Annotated in this window: 18 protein-coding genes; 11 read left to right on the top strand and 7 right to left on the bottom strand. The window is 55.0% G+C overall.

Annotated elements, in window-relative coordinates:
- The first annotated feature begins 73 nt into the window (after positions 1-73).
- The 5 genes from OLTU_RS32180 to OLTU_RS30755 all read left to right on the top strand — a co-directional run bounded on the left by OLTU_RS32180 (position 74) and on the right by OLTU_RS30755 (position 2,844).
- The gene (locus tag OLTU_RS32180; RefSeq protein WP_176737106.1) at positions 74-217 is read left to right on the top strand and encodes a hypothetical protein; all 144 of its coding nucleotides are present in this window, start codon (positions 74-76) and stop codon (positions 215-217) included.
- A gap of 126 nt (positions 218-343) precedes the next feature.
- Positions 344-1,261 (top strand): heme o synthase, encoded by a 918-nt coding sequence (locus OLTU_RS30770; RefSeq protein ID WP_141736538.1) that lies wholly within the window; start codon positions 344-346, stop codon positions 1,259-1,261.
- The gene (locus OLTU_RS30765) at positions 1,258-2,205 is read left to right on the top strand and encodes a phosphoglycerate dehydrogenase (protein WP_141736537.1); all 948 of its coding nucleotides are present in this window, start codon (positions 1,258-1,260) and stop codon (positions 2,203-2,205) included. The genes OLTU_RS30770 and OLTU_RS30765 overlap by 4 nt, the downstream gene beginning before the upstream one ends.
- Before the next feature lie 38 nt (positions 2,206-2,243).
- On the top strand, positions 2,244-2,465 hold the full coding sequence (locus OLTU_RS30760) for a NifU family protein (protein WP_218110381.1): 222 nt from the start codon (positions 2,244-2,246) through the stop codon (positions 2,463-2,465).
- A gap of 85 nt (positions 2,466-2,550) precedes the next feature.
- Complete coding sequence (locus tag OLTU_RS30755) at positions 2,551-2,844, top strand: hypothetical protein (protein WP_141736535.1); 294 nt, start codon at positions 2,551-2,553, stop codon at positions 2,842-2,844.
- A 1-nt stretch (position 2,845) separates the two neighbouring features.
- On the opposite strand, the gene OLTU_RS30750 is transcribed toward OLTU_RS30755, so the two are convergent.
- Complete coding sequence (locus OLTU_RS30750) at positions 2,846-3,058, bottom strand: DNA gyrase inhibitor YacG (protein ID WP_141736534.1); 213 nt, start codon at positions 3,056-3,058, stop codon at positions 2,846-2,848.
- A complete protein-coding gene (locus tag OLTU_RS30745) occupies positions 3,055-4,230 on the bottom strand; it encodes an NAD(P)/FAD-dependent oxidoreductase (protein ID WP_141736533.1) in 1,176 nt (391 codons plus the stop codon). Before OLTU_RS30745 ends, OLTU_RS30750 begins: the two co-directional genes overlap by 4 nt.
- A 39-nt stretch (positions 4,231-4,269) precedes the next feature.
- On the opposite strand from OLTU_RS30745, the gene OLTU_RS30740 reads away from it, so the two are divergent.
- The gene (locus OLTU_RS30740; RefSeq protein WP_141736532.1) at positions 4,270-5,742 is read left to right on the top strand and encodes an ABC transporter substrate-binding protein; all 1,473 of its coding nucleotides are present in this window, start codon (positions 4,270-4,272) and stop codon (positions 5,740-5,742) included.
- 10 nt (positions 5,743-5,752) lie between these two features.
- Complete coding sequence (map, locus tag OLTU_RS30735; protein WP_218110380.1) at positions 5,753-6,508, top strand: type I methionyl aminopeptidase; 756 nt, start codon at positions 5,753-5,755, stop codon at positions 6,506-6,508.
- A 104-nt stretch (positions 6,509-6,612) separates the two neighbouring features.
- On the opposite strand, the gene holA is transcribed toward map, so the two are convergent.
- The 3 genes from holA to ppk1 are packed head-to-tail and all read right to left on the bottom strand — an operon-like array spanning position 6,613 to position 11,481.
- On the bottom strand, positions 6,613-7,659 hold the full coding sequence (gene holA, locus OLTU_RS30730) for a DNA polymerase III subunit delta (RefSeq protein WP_176737105.1): 1,047 nt from the start codon (positions 7,657-7,659) through the stop codon (positions 6,613-6,615).
- The gene (locus tag OLTU_RS30725) at positions 7,656-9,209 is read right to left on the bottom strand and encodes a Ppx/GppA phosphatase family protein (RefSeq protein ID WP_176737104.1); all 1,554 of its coding nucleotides are present in this window, start codon (positions 9,207-9,209) and stop codon (positions 7,656-7,658) included. Before OLTU_RS30725 ends, holA begins: the two co-directional genes overlap by 4 nt.
- Positions 9,210-9,255: 46 nt before the next feature.
- Entirely contained in the window at positions 9,256-11,481 is a 2,226-nt protein-coding gene (gene ppk1 / locus OLTU_RS30720; RefSeq protein ID WP_176737103.1) for a polyphosphate kinase 1, read from the bottom strand.
- A 160-nt stretch (positions 11,482-11,641) separates the two neighbouring features.
- On the opposite strand from ppk1, the gene OLTU_RS30715 reads away from it, so the two are divergent.
- Positions 11,642-12,976, top strand: coding sequence for a hypothetical protein (locus OLTU_RS30715; RefSeq protein ID WP_141736528.1), 1,335 nt, complete (start codon positions 11,642-11,644; stop codon positions 12,974-12,976).
- A 36-nt stretch (positions 12,977-13,012) separates the two neighbouring features.
- Here the strand turns inward: OLTU_RS30715 and OLTU_RS30710 are convergent, their stop codons facing one another.
- Positions 13,013-13,990 carry a bifunctional riboflavin kinase/FAD synthetase gene (locus OLTU_RS30710; RefSeq protein ID WP_141736527.1) on the bottom strand — a complete coding sequence of 326 codons (978 nt, stop codon included), beginning with the start codon at positions 13,988-13,990 and terminating at the stop codon, positions 13,013-13,015.
- A gap of 358 nt (positions 13,991-14,348) precedes the next feature.
- Between OLTU_RS30710 and OLTU_RS30705 the strand changes: the two genes are divergently transcribed.
- Genes OLTU_RS30705 through queG form a run of 3 tightly spaced genes read left to right on the top strand, consistent with a single transcriptional unit; the run spans position 14,349 to position 16,570 of the window.
- On the top strand, positions 14,349-14,663 hold the full coding sequence (locus OLTU_RS30705) for a hypothetical protein (protein ID WP_218110379.1): 315 nt from the start codon (positions 14,349-14,351) through the stop codon (positions 14,661-14,663).
- Between the two features lie 30 nt (positions 14,664-14,693).
- On the top strand, positions 14,694-15,524 hold the full coding sequence (locus OLTU_RS30700) for a shikimate dehydrogenase family protein (protein WP_141736525.1): 831 nt from the start codon (positions 14,694-14,696) through the stop codon (positions 15,522-15,524).
- Positions 15,521-16,570: a tRNA epoxyqueuosine(34) reductase QueG gene (queG, locus tag OLTU_RS30695; protein ID WP_141736524.1), complete on the top strand. Its 1,050-nt coding sequence runs from the start codon at positions 15,521-15,523 to the stop codon at positions 16,568-16,570. Before OLTU_RS30700 ends, queG begins: the two co-directional genes overlap by 4 nt.
- Positions 16,571-16,908: 338 nt before the next feature.
- Here queG and OLTU_RS30690 read toward each other — a convergent pair whose 3' ends face one another.
- Complete coding sequence (locus OLTU_RS30690; RefSeq protein ID WP_141736523.1) at positions 16,909-17,367, bottom strand: hypothetical protein; 459 nt, start codon at positions 17,365-17,367, stop codon at positions 16,909-16,911.
- Positions 17,368-17,402: the final 35 nt, after the last annotated feature.

Here is a 17,402-nt window from a genome sequence, read left to right as displayed (position 1 = left end):
TGATAAAAGGTGGGTTCGATTGAAGCATGCATGCAACAGAGGCCTAGTGTTCCAGACAAGTTGGAGGTGACCCATGTCGAGTCAGGATCTTGAGAAGAATAAACGATTGGAAGCAGCGGGTTGGCTTCAACTGCTGGCGATCATGATTCTCTTCCCTATTTTGTTTTTCCTTTGCGCCTTCTTCCCTATCTGGATTGACGTAGCAACACCCTATTGAAGACTTACCGGGACCGGGGTATCTAAAGAGCCGGTCTCGATTGCCTGTGTCCTTTCCCTGGTGTTCTGCCGGGGAACCCGGGAATTCCCCTGCAGGCATGAGCCAAAGAGCACAAGGAACTATCCCATGGATCAGAAGACCAAGTCCGATTCGCTCACCATGCCTGTGGCGGCCGAGCCAATCGACTGGCAGAGTTACTACCAGATGATGAAGCCAACCATCTCCATGCTGGTGGTGGTGACCGTGGTGCCTGCGCTCTTTATGGCGCAAAAGGGGCTGCCGAATTTCGCGGTTGCCATGGCTTCACTGATCGGAACCTTTCTCGCGTCCGGTTCCGCGGCTGTATTCAACCACCTTGTCGATTCTGACATTGATCAGCATATGAAAAGAACCCGCAGCCGGCCCATACCCTCGGGCAAGGTCAGTACGGCCAAGGCTGCAATATTTGGCACCGTGTGCGGTATCGCCTCCTTTGCCATCCTTTGGGTCTGGGCGACGCCGCTGGCGGCCTGGCTTTCGCTGGCTGCGAACTTTTTCTATGTCGTTGTCTATACGATGTACCTGAAGCGCCGCACGGTGCAGAACATCGTGCTTGGCGGCGCGGCTGGCTGCGTCGGTCCGCTGATCGGCTGGGCGGCAGTTACGGGTGATCTGGCGTGGCCGGCCTGGGCCCTCTTTATGATCATCTTCCTTTGGACGCCACCGCATTTCTGGTCGCTGGCGATCAAGTATAAGGACGACTACGCCCGGGCGAAAATTCCGATGCTGCCGACCATCAAGGGCCTGGAAGTCACCCGGCGTCAGATCTTTTTCTATACGGTGACCCTGGTGCCGACCGTGCTGTCCCTTTGGGCTTTTGGTGCGGCCGGCTGGGTTTACGGAATCCTGTCGCTGATTCTCACGCTCTACTTTGTCTGGCTGGCGTTTGTTCTGCTGCGCACCAAGGAGAATCAACGAGCGATGCCGCTCTTCTATTACTCCTGCTTTTATCTGTTCGGTGTGTTCGGCGCCTTGACCATTGATCAGCTGATGGCTGTCCTGTGATCGTTGTAACGGCTTCCAGCTTTCTCAAGGTTCCTCAGCTGCGACGTCGCCTGGAAGCTGCCTTTCCCCAGCGCAAAATCATCTATGCGGAGGAGGCCCGCGTCTCCACGCGCGAGAAACTCCTCGAGGTTCTGCAGGGCGCGGAAGCTTGGCTCGTCGGTCGCGAACCGGCGGATGCCAGGATCCTCGGCTCGCTTCCGGCCTTGCGCGTCGTCGCCAAATATGGCGTGGGACTCGATAATGTTGATGTCGAAGCCTGTTCCCGACTTGGAATACGAATTGCCTGGGAAGGCGGCGTCAATCGCGATGCGGTTGCCGAGCATACTCTGGGCCTGATGCTGGCTCTCTGTCGCAACATAGGTCTTGGATCCAGGCGTCTGGCGCAGGGCACCTGGTGGAAGAATGGCGGCCGCAATCTTTCGACAATGACGGTCGGCATCATAGGTTTTGGACACGTGGGTACCCGCGTGGCGGAACTCCTTCAACCTTTCGGCTGTCAAATTCTGATTCATGATATCCTCGACAAGACGGAGGAGGCCGAACGGCTGGGTGCCAGGCAGCTGAAATATCAGGAACTTCTGAAGCTTTCCGATCTTCTGACTTTTCACGTGCCCCTGACGCCACAAACCCTTAAGATGTTTGGGGCAAACGAGCTGGCGTTGATTAAGCCGGCCGTATATATCGTCAACACCAGTCGCGGTGAAGTGCTCGATCAGGAAAAGGTCAAGGGAGCCTTGCAGAAGGGTGAGCTGGCCGGGGCCGGTCTGGATGTCTTTCAGAGCGAGCCGCTTGTCGATAAAGATTTGTATTCCTTGGATAATTTCGTAGGAACGGCCCATACCGCGGGCAACAGCCAGGAGGCGGTCCTGGCGATGGGCGAGGCAGCCATTCGTGGTCTGCAAAAAGAGCTCGCCTTGCTGGACAAAAATTCCGATTTAAATTAGAGCAAAAGGAAGCCTGCCGGCTTCAGGAGAAAATGAAGATGATTGAACAAATTAAAGAAATTATTGAGAAAGATATCAATCCCTATCTGGAAATGCATGCCGGTGGCTGTGAACTCCTGGATGTGGATGATGGGATCGTAACGCTGCGACTTTTCGGTGGCTGCTCCGGCTGCCCCTCCTCGCAGATCACGCTTTTCAACGGTATTGTGCCCATCCTCCGGGAAAAGATCCCTGAAATCAAAGACGTCGTCCTCGGCTGAACTCTCTGACACCCCCATGGCTCGCTTGTTGCACTTTCAGAGATGAAGATCCCGCCTCCCGGGATCAGTCTCTGAAGGAGCTCCCATGGCTGTTGTTGTATTTGAGTGCCCCATTGATGAAGCGACCCTCTCCAGTATTCAGGATTTGCGACTACTCCGCATTGAAGTCCTGCAAAGACAGATTCAGCAGATCGACAAGGTTGTGGAAACTTTGCTCGAGCAGGGTACCCTGCAGGCTCATGAGCGTGGACCCTACCGCGAAGTGATCCTCGCTGAACTCCAGGAAAAGTGTGAGGAACTCCAAAGTCGTCTGGATAACCGTGAAACGGTTTATTCCGATGAGCTCGAACTTTATCTCGATGTTTTAAGCGCCGAGTGATTCAATCGCTCTCGCGCTCTTCTGTTTCATAATCGCTGGGTGCCGATTCCTTCGCCGGAATGCGATACGATTCCTCAGCCCAGGCGGCCACGTCCATGGTCTTGCAGCGTTGACTGCAAAACGGGCGGAAAGGGTTGGTGTGATCATAGCGCACACCCTTCCCGCAGCATGGACAACGCACGATGCGTGCTGACAGATTTCTATCCCTGCTCATGATTCATCCCCCTTATCACTGGGCAGACTCCGCAAGCGTTCCGGCCAAAGCAGGCGCGGAAGTTTGGTCGGCTTATCCGCTATCAGTTCCGCCAGACAACGTCCAGCCATAAACCCAAGACTCAATCCCTGTCCCATGTAACCCGTTCCCAGAAGAACGCGGCTTTCACCAAACATCGGACCAATCAACGGCAACTCATCACAGGGTCGACAGTCGCGAATTCCATATCCGCGGCCAGTGGTTTCGATCAGCAGTTCAGGCCAGAGTCCATTCCAGACTTCAGCCAGGTGCTGCACGATCTTCTGTTCGTAGCTCGCCACCTTGGCTTCGATGCCGGCCATGGCCCGCAGGTACCGCCCCCCCCCGATCCGCAGGGTGTTGGGGCCCGTAATGACACCCCAGATGTGGCTATGCTGCCAGCTGAAAACCGTGCCCGGCTTCCAGGGAAGCACCCGGGTGCGATCGCGGAGCTGGAATTCGCTCCACTGATCCGCGTAGGGCACCAAAGACTCAGCCAGATTCGGCAACAGACCTCCGAGACTTAAATGTTGGGCGCAGATCAGGAATTGGGTGTGCACGGCTCCCCCGGCGTGAGTCACCGTGATCGGGCCGCCAGTGCTTTGAAATGATTGCGCTTCGCCGAGCAGGGTGACCTTGCTCGCGGCGCTCAGATTTTGGAGGAGCAGCGGCACGGAAACGGTGGCGGCACGGGACCCTTCCTTTTGTGTGCCGAGCCATCTCGAACTTGAAAGCCCTGGGACATGCGGGGTTGCCGCCTCATAGGACGCGGTGAAGCCTTCGGAGCTGAGCTGCTGCACCGCCTTGTGAGCTTCGGCGACCTCGGCCTCCGAAACCATCCAGCGCAAACGCTCGCCGGTTTGGTGTGGAATCCCGGCATTTTGCAGATATTCCAGGAGGGTGTCATAGGCCAGATCGCAAAAATTCCATATCTGTTTCGCAGTCGCTATTCCACGGGGGTGCGATAACCTTGTGAAATTGTCTGCCATTCCCCCGGAGACAAATCCCGCTGACTGGATCGACGTGCTGTGATCGGGGTCCTTGCGGAAGTGGCAAAGCCTTGAAAAGCCGAGCTTTTGAAGGTGATAGGCTGCAGAAAGACCTGTGATACCGCCGCCAATTATGGCAATATCGAACTCGTACGGAACAGACATGGCGACCCCCAATTCATTTCGATCTCAAAGCGAGACATCATGATATCCAAGGCCCCCTGTATTCTGGCTCTGCTGCCGGCACTCGCCGCTTCCGGCTCAACCGTTCATGCAGAAAAACCAGCCCCGATACTCGTGACTGGCTGGCCTCTTCCTTTGAATGAAGCACAAAAGGTCATTCTGAGCAATGACGCCATCATGGAAAGTCTGGTTTGCCCAGGGCTGACCCGGCTGAATCTCGAGAAAAATGGTTCGGAACCTGTCCTGCTCGAGTCTTTGGAGCAGACAGACAAGACCTGGCGCTTTACGCTCCGCCCGAACCTGACCTGGTGGGATCAATCGGTGGTCAGCACCGCCGATCTGGAAGCATTTGTCCGCGAGACTTTGCAGCCGCAGCAGCTGACCGAGGGTCGCTTCGCCTGGACCATTCCTGCCTTCACTCTGACCAGCAAGGATCGCACGCTGACCATTCAGTGGACGCATAAACCAGAGTTCGGACCTTATGTGTTTAATGAGCATCCGTTCCGCAAGAAAACCGACAACGCGCTCGGCGTGCAGTGTACCGGTGATTGGCGTGCGGAACCTCAAACGGCCGGTCTGCTGCTGCGCGATCGCAGTGGGGATGGACGGCATGATATTCTCTTGACCCCGAATCCCCTGGCCGGGCCTGTGAAAGCCGAACGTCTTTTATCCTTTGCCTTCGGCGATGAGATGCCCGGCACGGATTCAAGAAAACCAATTATAGATAAACTCTCCTGCGGGAACCCTCTCGATACGCCCATCATTACGGTGATTGCCTGGAATCCACAGGGTGCGATGACACGTGATGCAACATTTCGTCGGGCGATCACGCATCTGACGCCACGGGGCGCCATACTCCGCGCCGGTGCCGGCTCGATGGGGGATTTGATCTCGGGTCCGATCCTGCGCGCGCATCCAGGCTATAAACGCACTCTGCTGGTGCCCGCCTATGATCCCGGCAAATCCGATGCGATGCTCAATGAACTGGGTTATCGGCGTCTGGAAGAGGATGGATTCCGTCGTGATGCCTCCGGCAGGCTCCTGGAGGTCAAAATCCTGGTGCGGGATCACGCCGGCTCCGCGCTGCTCCGCAAGGTCCTCGATGACAGTTTCCGCGCCCTGGGGATCAAATTGCGCTTTATCACCGAGGGAGAAGCGGTTCCTGATGGGCTGCTGACCGGCATCATGACATCATGGCCGGATGGGGATTTGACGGATCACCTGCACAGCCGGGTCAGCGGCCGCGGCTGGCCCTGGTCCTGGCAGGATAAAAATCTGGATCAGGCCCTGGAGGCTTACGCCCTGTCTTTGACCCAAAGGACGCCGAACTTCACGCTTCTGGAAAAGATCCATGAACTGGTGTATAAGCTGGAGCCTTTCTCGGTTTTGATGCAGCATCGGGTATGCCTGGAAGCCAGCCTAAGTCGACCACAGCCGAAAGGCGAGATTGCTGTCAAAAATCCCGACTGGTTCCGGCAGCTTATTGGTCTCTAAGAGGTGACGCGTGATTTATTTAAAAAGCGATCAGGAAATCGAAGTCATGAAGAAAAGCGGGCGTTTGGCCGCTGAACTTCTCGATATGATCGAAGCCCATGTGAAGCCAGGTGTCACGACCCTGGAATTGAACGATATTTGTCACGAATATACCGTATCACGCGGGGCCATCCCTGCTCCCTTGAACTACAAGGGCTTTCCCAAATCCATCTGCACATCCGTGAATGATGTGGTTTGTCACGGCATTCCTTCTTCCAAAACCCGTTTGAAGGAAGGTGACATCATCAACATCGACGTCACACCGATCGTCGAGGGATATCATGGGGACGCTTCGCGGACTTATCTTGTCGGCAACTGCAGTGAGAAAACGAAAAAGCTCGTGCGGGTGACCAAGGAATGCCTGGATCAGGCCATCGCCGTGGTCCGTCCCGGGGCGCGCGTCGGAGATATCGGTGCCGCCATTCAAAAGCATGCCCACGCCAACGGTTATTCGGTGGTGCGTGACTTCGTGGGGCATGGCATCGGCAAAAACTTTCATGAAGATCCGCAGATCTTTCATTATGGCGAACCCGGGCGCGGTGTGCGGCTGGAGGCCGGGATGGTGTTTACGATCGAGCCGATGATCAATGAAGGGGACTGGCGCACGAAAGTGAAGAAGGACGGCTGGACAGCCGTCACGCTGGATGGTTCCCTGTCCGCTCAGTTTGAACATACGCTGGCGATACGCAGCGATGGGCGTGTGGAGATTCTCACGGTGCGGGATTGATCCCGCCCCAGAAAAAGTCAGCCCCGAAGGGGCCCCGTGTTGCCCTTAGCCCTGGCCCTTTCACCACGTCAGCCCCGCAGGGGCCAGTCCGCGTGCCTTTAATCCTAGCCCTTCGGCGGCCGTGCATGCGTCCGCAGTTCCCAGACGATCTGATTCAGCCAGATCTCTTCGCCGGCCCCGCGACTTTTCAAGCGACGGTCCGCCTCATGACAAAGCCTGAGGGCCTTGGCAAAACCCTGAGGCGGTCGCCTCTGCACATAACCCATATACGATTGAATCACCGACGGCGGCAGGCGCAGAGTCCTGGCCATCTCCGCTGGATTCTGTCCTGTGCGCACGCCGGCCTGAATCTGCAGGGCCTTGCGACAGTGCATGGCCAGGATCGCCAGCAGCGATAAAGCCTTCTCCCCGCGATCCAAAAGGTCCTTCAAAAGGAGCAGGGCGCGGCCATAGGCCTCCTGGCAAAGAAACTGATCCAGCTTGAAAATATGATCCTCGCGCAAAAATCCCAGCAGGGGTCGAAGCGCTTCGGCGGTGACGATCGCCATCTGTCCCGGCACACCCAGGGTCAGACTCACCCGATTCAACTCATTATCGAGCTTGAAAAGGTCGGTTCCCACGGCATCGAGCAGCAGATCGGCGGCATCACCGGCCAGCTTCATCTGATAATGCTGCGCGCGATCCACGACAAAATCACGAAATTCCCAGGGAGCCGGCTCATCGCAGGACAGGACAAAGGCCTGCAGGCGGTCGAGCTCCTTTTGAAATTTGGCGGGAATATCCCCCCCGCGCCACAGAAGGCAGACCGGGTTTTGAATATCCTTGGCCTGCCGCACCGCGGACAGATGCCCGACCAGATCACTTTTCCCCTGAGCCTGGTTGATAAAGGTCAGGGTTTCCGGATCAAAAAGCGAAGCCGCCGCCGTCGCCTGCAGAAAGCGCTCGGCATTCACCTGTGGCGCTTCCCAGCGTTCAATGGCCCAGCTCTTGGCTTCGTAAAGAGCCCGCAGACTCCTTGCGGTTTCTGTCACCAGAAAATCCGCCTCGCCACGCAGAACCAGCAGCTTATGCTTTTGAAAGAAATCAGCATGCAGGACCGTAGGCAGACCATGACGATAAGTCTTGTACGGTGATTTTTTTGGATAACTCAAGGCTTGCTCCCAGCCACTTCGAACTGAAAGTCCAGATTGCAGTCCAGGGCTTTTTCCAGGCTTCGGGCTTCCTTCAGCAAGGCCAGCTTCTCCGCATCCATGCGACTGCCATGGGTTTTGGTGATGCGCATCGTATAGGTGCTGCCCTGCCTCGTGAAATTAAAACTTTGAATCTTCATCTGCCTTGTGCGCAAAAGACAGCGGGCAATCCGCAGACACGAACTCAGAAGGTTGACCCGCGAGAGATTCCGCTCCAGATACGGCAGGCTATCCGATTTGCTGGATTTCGCCGGGCTTTTCCGGGCAAAACGATTGATCAGGGCAATCAGGTTCTTCTCTTCCTGCGTGTAACCAAGGAGGTTCGATTCGGTAATCAGATAATAGGAATGCCGATGATAGCTCGTGTAGTTAATGAATTTTCCGGTTTCCAGAAGGTAAGCTGCCGCCAGCAAAAGATCGCGATCGAGCCTTGTATCGCTCGACATATCAGCAAACGCCGGGAAGGAAATCAGTTCATCAAAGATCCGCACGGCCAGATCACTGGTCTGAGCGGCAAATGCCGGATCCAGACGCAATTTCCCGGCAAATCCCACCACACTCTGCCAGCGCAGATCCTGCCAGTGCGCCCGCGGCAAGAGCCCCTTGCGTTCATAGGTGTCGATGGCCACGCCTTCCCGCAGACCGCTCGCGGATACGATCCAGTGCGGAATCTGCAGGAGTCGGGTCAGGGTCGCGAGGATCACGCAACCCGATAAAACGATATCCGCGCGCCGGGCATCCAGGCCCCAGCGCACTGCGATGCGACCAGGATCCAGTATTTTGCCGAGTTCCTGTTCCATCGCATAAAGTTCGGCTGCCGTGAAGCGAAAGCCATGCGGATCGTCCAGTTCCGTTTTGGTGCGATCCTGATGAATCATGCGGGCCAGCGCCTTGGCCGTCCCGGAGGTGGCCGCAGCATTCTGTACGCTCGCTCCAAAAAGATCGGCTTGAATCGGAGTCAGGCGGGCTTCCACATACTGCCGCAGCTCTTCCAACTGGTCGGAGGTATGACCCTTGTCAAAAAAATAGGTCTTGGAAAGGAGCAGCGCTCCCATTTTCAGGGAACTGAGATAGGTGCAATCCGCGCCCCGTCCCACAGCGATTTCCGTGGATGCGCCGCCGATATCCACCGACAGAAGGTTTTCCGTGCCAAAGCTCAGGCTCTGCGAAACCCCGAGAAACGACAGACGGGCTTCCTCGACGCCATCGATGATTTCCATCTTGAGGCCGGTGGATTTTTGAATGTGCTCGATAAAAGCCAGACGGTTATGTGCCGCACGGATGGCCTGGGTTGCCACGGAGCGGAATTCCGCTTTGTAGCTCTGGCCGATGCTTTTCATGGCCAGCAAGGCTTCGGTGGCACGTTGGAACAGCTTGTCCGGAATCATGCCCTCTTCGATGGCCTCGGCCATCCGCAGGTTTTCCTTCTGGCTGTCGATAACGTGGATCTGGCCGGCTTCATCGAGTGAGGTAATGGCCAAATGAAAGGTATTGCTGCCGAGATCAATCACAGCCAGAGGGGACTTCGGTTGAAAACTCGGTCGGATTGGAATGGCCTTAGTCCTCTGACTTCACAGTTTTTCGGCTGCCGACCTTCTTCACGATCGGCCGTCCTTTACGCTTCAAATCATGCCGTATGGCTTTGTCATATGGAAGTGATTTGATACCTTGCTCCCGGGCAATTTCAATAAACTTTTGCTGAGAGTCCCATTTTGGCCCTGCCTCTAGGCTGCGCATCGTATAGGCACCATCGCTATGCAGCTGCCAGGCGTTCTCCGTATCAGCCCAATAGGTCGGGATGATTTCCTTAATGATGCGGTTGCGAGCTTTGGCATCATCGATGGGAAAGATCACCTCGATGCGGCGATCCATATTGCGGGGCATCCAGTCCGCGGAGCCTAGATACACATCGTTCGCCCCTTTGTTGCGGAAATAGAAGATGCGGCTGTGTTCCAAAAAGCGGCCGACGATTGAGATCACTTCGATGTTCTCGCTCAGTCCCGCCGCTCCAGGACGCAAACAGCAGATGCCGCGCACGATCAGGCGTATCCGAACACCCGAGCGTGAGGCTTCATAGAGTTTCTCAATCAAAGCACTATCCACGAGCGAGTTCATTTTCGCAAAAATCAAGCCGTCGCCGGTCTCTTCGTGGGCCTGAATTTCCCGATTGATCATGCGAATCAGTTCATCGCGGAGATAAAGCGGGGCGACGATGAGTTTATGCAAGGGTGAAGGCATGGGCTTAAAGCCTTCCGTCTCGCGGCTCAGGATATTGAAGCCGGTCAGCATATTGAAGAGAAGACTCGCATCCTCACCAAAGGCCGGACGGGCCGTAATATAACCGATGTCCACGTAGTGGCGTGCCGTCGTCGAATTATAGTTGCCGGTGGAAAGGTGCACATAACGATGAAGCAGGTTATCCTCGCGCCGCACGATCAGGGTCATCTTGCAGTGCGTTTTCAATCCGACGAAACCATAGACGACATGCACCCCTGCGCGCTCCATACGGCGGGCCCAGGTGATGTTATTGCTTTCATCGAAGCGTGCCTTCAGCTCCACCACGGCGGTGACCTGCTTGCCCTGTTCGGCGGCCAGAATCAAAGCATCAATAATCGGCGAATCGCCGGAGGTGCGGTAAAGGGTTTGCTTGATGGCGAGGACATCAGGATCCCAGGCTGCGGTGTGCAACAGCTCAATGACCGCATAGAAGCTTTCAAAAGGATGATGCAGGAGCATATCCTCTTCACGAATCAGACCGAAAATGCTCCTCTGCGTATTCATGCGCGGTGGCAGACGCGGGTTGAAGGACGGAAATTTCAAATCATCCCGCGGAATTTCATAAAGTGTGACATCGCTCATCGACAAAGGGCAGTTCAGGGCATAGCTGTCCTCGGGACTCAAGCCCAGACGCAGTTCCAGATAGGCCCGCAGGTCGGGCAGAAGATCCGCACCGTATTCCAAACGCACGGCTTCGGCCTGATCGCGCGCCTTGACCTCTGTCTGCACCGAACTCAAAAGGTCGACGACCTGACTTTCCATCAGTTTGAAATCAAGATTGCGTGTCACGCGAATCGGATAGGCCGCAGTGATCGGCATTCCAAAGAACAGCGTATCGAGATGCGTTGCGATCAGGTCCTCCATCATGACAAACACGCGATCGTTGGGATCGGTGTTCACCGGCAGAAGACGTGGCAACACATTCGGCACTTCCACAAAGGCGATCGGTGGCAGAGCCGCACTCTCCTCTTTTTCCAGCTTGAACACCACGACCAGATAAAGCCGTCGATTGGCAAGAAAGGGAAAGGGATGCGCGGGGTCCACGGCCAACGGCGTCAGGACCGGCAGCACGGTTTCGCGATAATACTGGGCCAGGGTTTCCTGGGCGCTTGCTTCGAGCTTGTCGAGCTTTTCCAGGCGGATGTTCTGGGCCTTGAGCTCAGGGAGTAGCTCACCGTTCCAGATCTGCCCCATATCCTCGACCAGCCGCTTGGTTCCTTCATGGATGCGCGCCAGGGTGTCCGGTATGGACATTTGATCGGGGCTGTCGCCCGGCAAGGAACCCTGCCGAAGGGAGCGCTTTTTCCCCGCCACCCGAACCATGAAAAACTCATCAAGATTCGAATAGCAGATGGTTAGAAAGCGACATCGATCCAAAAGTGGCGTACGAGAGCGACGACTTTCTTCGAGAACTCGAAAATTAAAAGCCAACCAGCTCAATTCCCGGTTAAAATAACGGTCATCCTGGCTCTTATGGTTTAACTTTCGCAATTTTTCTGCGTTCATGGTTATAATCGGTGCCGCGCTTGGAAATGTCCTTGAGGGACGTGCCATTGATATGGGCGGAGAGGGCTCCACCCTTTGAGCATAGCCCGTTAGCTCCTGCTTGCCCATAGGAATAAAATACCTGTCGGCGTTTTCCCAACATCGGAGGAATCAAAGTCTTATGCGATCTTGGATTGGGCCTTTGGCCTTCTGGCTTATCAGTTGTGGCAGTAGTACGACTGACGAAACCACGACCGGAAACAGTACAGCGGCCGTTGCTGAAAACACCGCTTATCTTGATTTTGCACCACAATCCAGCACCGATGGCCAAAAACTTGCGTTTTTGTCCCTCCGCGATGCGGGGGCTTATCGGGTTTACCTTTACAACGAAAGTGCCGACCCGAAACTTGCGCCGCTCGCCAAGACCATCGCGATTGAGCCGGCAACTGACGAACTGATAACCAGCCTAAGCGATGATGGCAATTGGATCCTAACCTGGCGTTACGGAACCGAAAAGAACTATCTACTCCTGAACTCCTTCGACCTGACCCAGCAAACCACTCTGGACCTTGAGACTGGCGTTCGCGTGCGGGACCTGTCCCTCGCTCCATCGGGCCAGCCTTATTTCGCCTACACGGAACGCAAGGCCGGGGTGGACTCCGTACATATTTATTCCTTTACCCCCGGTTCGCCGGTGGCGACCGCGGCAGCGCCAGTGATCAGCGGGGAATACGGTGCGCAGTTTGCCGTCAGCGGTTCCGATGTTTATGTCTTCACCCGCAAAACGGCGACGGATGGTCAGGTGACCGTGCAGTATCGCAAACGCTCCGCCAGCGGCAGCTGGGATTTACAGCCGGAAAGTCTTACGCTGAGTGCCGTGGATGCCGCCGTGCCCAGCGCGGCGTCCGCCTTCGGACTTATTCATGCGAAAACGCTGGCGACGTCCCGCTTGAAGGCCAAACTGGGAACCTATACAACCGAAGCTGAAAACTATCAAAAAAATGTTGGAGTAGTACAGGAAGCTCAGCAGTTCCAGGGTTTCAGTGCGACCGCCGTGAATTTTTCAGCGGGAGACTGGCTCAAATATCAGCCCCTGACCGTGGGCAACATCTCGGCGACAGCGGATGGAGCCTATGTCCTCGTCACAGGATATGACGCGTGGTTCTGCAAGACCAAGGTGCAGCCGCAGAATCAGATGGTGCTGTTGAACGTCAGCACGGGCGAAGCATTGCCTTTGATTCCCACGCGTGAGAGTGGAACGGAACCGTGGACCGGTCTGGTTGCGGATCCTTGCTCGCACTTTGATCAGGACCCCGCGCCCAAGGCCCAGGATTTTGATGTGTCGGCCGTGAACGGTCAGATCCTGTCGGTCACAGGCAACCGTGTGACGGTGATTTTTGAGTCCAAATACACCGGCGATCGCGAGATTCGGCGGGTCAGTTTCGATGTGAGCGACTGGGCGGCGAAGACTTATGCGAATGTCGTGTTCACGGAAATCAGCGCCAACCATCGTTAAGCAGGAAGAGCGGCAAGGGAGGCCTTCTCCCTTGCTTTAGGATCGCTCCAGCAAAGCCCGCGCCTTCTGACAATCCGCTGCAATCTGCTGCTTCAGTTCATCAAGGGACGCAAACTTTTGCTCCGCCCTCACAAAATGAGTCAGATACACGCCCAGGGTTTCCCCGTACAAGGCATCCGGTCCGATATCATCGGTCAGGATATGAACCTCGGTGGTGACAGCCGGTTCCCCGCCCGATACGGTCGGCCGTCGGCCGATGTTCAGAATGCAGGGTTTGCAGGCGGCGGGAATTTTGAAAATGCTGGGTTCTTTCGCCACCACGACCAGACCTGCGTAAACACCCAGGCCAGGCAGGAGTTGATCACTCGTCATGATGTTGGCTGTCGGAAAACCAAGCTGTCGCCCGAGTTTCTTTCCACTCACCACCGGGCCTTCCAAGAGATAGGGCCGCCCTAAAAGTTCGCGCGCCTTTTCCAACTCGCGTTCCTGCAAATAGCTGCGAATGGCGCTGCTGCTGATCACCTGACCTTTCCAGTCCTGGGGCTCCACCACTTCCACCGCGCAGTCATCCGCAGCTGCGAGTTTTTGCAAAACTTCAATCGTGCCTTCCCGGTTTTTCCCAAAACGAAAATCGTGGCCGACGACTATGGCGCGGGCTCTTAGGCTTTGCTTAAGAAGCATCTGATAGAATTCATTAGGTTTCAGCTGACTGAAAGAATAATTGAATTCCTGGATCACGGTAAAGTCGAGTCCAAGCTCAGCAAGGGCTCGCAGCTTTTGTTGGGATTGGAAAAGTTTACCAACCTGACGATCCGGCTTGAAGAATTGTTTCGGATTGGGATCGAAGGTTAAGCAGAGACTGGAATATCCTTGGGATTGGGCTCGAACGCGCACACGGGAGATGAGTTCCTGATGCCCACGATGGCAACCATCGAAGTTACCGATCGTGATGGCGCTCGCTTCCATGGGAAATGAGTGAGGGATGGGAGTTGAAGGACTGCGCAAAACTTTCAAAAAAATATCCTTTGCTGCAGATTGAGTCCCTTTGCGCTTAAGAGAATTGTGTTTTATAATCGTCTTCAAAGGTGCGCAAAAGAATTGCCCTGATATGTAACATCACCTGATAACAGGCGCAATTGCCTATCACAAGTATAGCACGGCGATCCAGGCCGGTTGTCAAGCGAGGGAACAGATTGGGCAGGGCATGGCTCTAGAACTTTCAAGTACAGATCCCAGTGGTGGAATCGGCATATTTGCCTTGCTTCTGGGTTTCACGGTGCTTCTTGTCATCGGGCCCCTTGTCATCTGGTATTTTCGTCGCCAGCGTCAGACAATCCCCCCTCTGGAAGAAACCCGGACAGATCAGTTATATATGAAAATCGCCTACACGACCGAGCGCGAATCCGAGTCGCCGCGTCAGGGTTATCTCCGTTCGCTCACCTCAGACCGTGCCACTTTGGTAGTGGCGGATCGTGGTCTGCGCAAGGGAAGCCAGCTCCATTTGGACCTGGGCCACCTGCGGGCTCATGACGGCGCTGAGCACGCGCCCATTCGTGGCAAAGTGACACAGATGAAGAGCCTCGGCGGTTCTCCGGAAAATATCCTCGTCAATATTCAATTCATCGAGCATAACCTTCCCATGCACGAGATGCGTCAACAGCAGACGGAGCAGCAGCCTCCCGCCTGAGCCTGACGCCCGCCTCACAGGGAAGATCTTATGATTCAATCCACAAGCCGCTGCCTGGGTCTCCTGGGCAGTGGGATCAGTCATAGCCTCTCACCTTTGATCCATAACTTTGCCGCGGCGCGGCTGGCTGTGGATGCCGTTTATCTTTGTTTCGACAGCGCGACACGACGCTTTCCCGGACCCGATTTTTTTCAGGCCATGTGGGATATGGGAGCGTTTGGATTTAATATAACCGTCCCCTTCAAGGAGGATGCGGCTCGGATGTTTCCAGCGTCCGGGCTGGCTTCTGTGAATACCATTTATCGTGGGAAAAAGGGGTGGGAGGCGACGTCGACCGACGCGGCGGGTTTTCTGCTGGGCCTTGAGCAATTGAATCGTGGGCTTGAGGATCATGAGGCTGTCGTTTTTCTGGGGAATGGTGGAGCGGCGCTGGCGCTTTATGAGCATTTCTTGAAGGTGAGTCAGCGGCCGTTAATTGTGTTGCGGCGGACGGCAGAGCGGGATGCGAAGTGGAAAAAGCCAGCGGGACGCGTGGAGTTTCATGATTTGAATGTGGGCACGCTGGATGCGGTGTGCCGGCGGTTTCCGAAGAGTCTCTTGCTGCAGACGACGAGTGCGCCCCTGCATGGGGATCGATTGGATTTTCTTCTGCCGGGTTTGGGGGCGTTTCAAGGGACGTTTGTGGATCTGGTTTATGGAAAAACGTCAGGTCTGCTGGATGCATTGAAGGCTACTGGTTTGCCTGTTCAGGATGGATTGCCGATGCTGATTGGTCAGGCGCTCCTGGCTCAGAAGCTTTGGTGGGGGAAATCCGCGGATTTCAGAGAAGTTGAAGCCATGTTGCGAGGTCGGAGTCCATGAACCGGGAGGAGCTGCAAAAACTTTGCAGTGATGAAGGTCTGCTCCTTTTGGGTCTGGTGGACCTCGGGCCCGAGCCCCGCTTTCAGCTGTTTGAGCAATGGTTGAGTGAGGGCCAGCATGCGGGGATGCAGTTTCTTGAGAATAACCGGCATCTTCGCGAAGACCCGCGGGGTTTATTGCCGGATTCTGTTCAGGCTTTGATTTTTGCTTTGCCCTACTACCAGGGTGATAAACTCAACGCGGCCTTGAGAGGGGAATATCGGGTCGCTCAATATGCGCGTCTGCGGGATTATCATAAATCGATGAAGCAGAAGGCTGCGCGCATTCTCGATCAACTGCAGGAGAAAATCCCCGGGCTGGAAGGTCGTGTGACGATCGACAGCGCACCTTTGCTCGAGCGGGCTTTGGCGGCTCGCACAATGCGTGGATTCATAGGAAAAAATACCTGCTTCATTCATCCCGATCACGGTAGTCTGATGTTGATCGGTGAAATTCTTTTAAGTCACCACATTACATTAAGTGACCCTGCTTCCACAGTGGACCCCACTCAAAGAACCGAAGATGGTGGTTGTGGTTCCTGCCGGCGTTGCCAAGTTCATTGTCCAACTGGTGCACTCGACACAGCCTACAAACTCGATGCCCGCAAGTGTCTTGCCTACTGGACCATCGAACACCGGGGAACCATTCCTTTTGAATTCTGGCCTCATCTTCCCACCTACGTCTTCGGCTGTGACCTTTGCCAGCTCGCCTGTCCTTACAACCGTAAGGCTCTCCCTACCAAAGAACCCACCCGACCTGACCTCACCAATCCCGATCTTTTTGATCTCGCAACCATGACCCAACAACGCTACGAAAGCTGGATGGGCGGAACTCCCTTAACGCGCGCCAAGCGCGAGGGTTTGCGGCGGAATGCTTTGATTGCCATGGCGGTGATGAAAGATGAACGCTTGAATGAAGCCTGCGCGATGGTGAAAGCGGAAGATGCAGAAGTCCTGCATCAAACGCTCGAACAGATCGCAATCTGGATTAATAACGGCGGACAGTGACGACTGTTGGTCTTGGCCTTGGGGCTGGAACGTAGACCGGGCGGGGATGAGAGACATGGACGGTGCGTTTGTGCCTGTGGGGGTGATGATCGTGGTGCGGCCGGGTGTGGACCGTGGTGAGGCAGGCTGTTTGACTGAGCGTGAGCATAAGTGTTGTGACGAACAATAATTTGGATTTCATACCTGGTTCCTTTGCTATTTTTTAGCCAAGCAGCCTATGCAAGCAGGGAACCAGGGGAGTGTGTGAGAATAATTAATGAAATCCAGACTGTGAGGGCTCTACAGAAGCACAGGTGTGATCCAAAAGGCACAAGCCTGGCGGCTTGAGCCTGGAAGACTTAGGGACAAGGCACCATGGTTAAATTGTTATTTACAAAGCAGTCGGGCTCAGTCGATTTTTCATTGATGCAGCGAAAAAGGTCTGAACCGTAAAAGTGTGAAATTTCGCATTCCGGGCTAACAGAAAGCAATTCGTAGTATGCCGCTGTCAATGAGCTGGACTCTGTTCTGAACATTCTATTTAGTTTGAAAGTGCAGCCATTGGAGAGCTTTATCCTTTCGCTGGTGGGCTTCTTTTCTCTATCGCTTGTGGTGAAGATTTGAAAGTCATTTCCCTTCTCGATCATCGCTTCTGCAAGAGCAGGCCAGTAGTGGCCTGGTTCTCCCCTTTGTAAAACTAAAGGTGTGCTGAAAAAGCATTTGCCCAGCAAATAGTGGTCGTCGATTTGCTTGACATGCTGGCATGAGAAATTCGCGGCTAAAAATACGAGAAATAAAAAGTTCCACTTGGTTTCCATAAGTTACCCTCGATCTTTAACTGCATGTCCTTGCA

Origin of the sequence: Oligoflexus tunisiensis (assembly GCF_001748245.1) — a bacterium.
Lineage (GTDB): Bacteria > Bdellovibrionota_B > Oligoflexia > Oligoflexales > Oligoflexaceae > Oligoflexus > Oligoflexus tunisiensis.
This window is presented reverse-complemented; position numbering and strand designations above follow the sequence as displayed.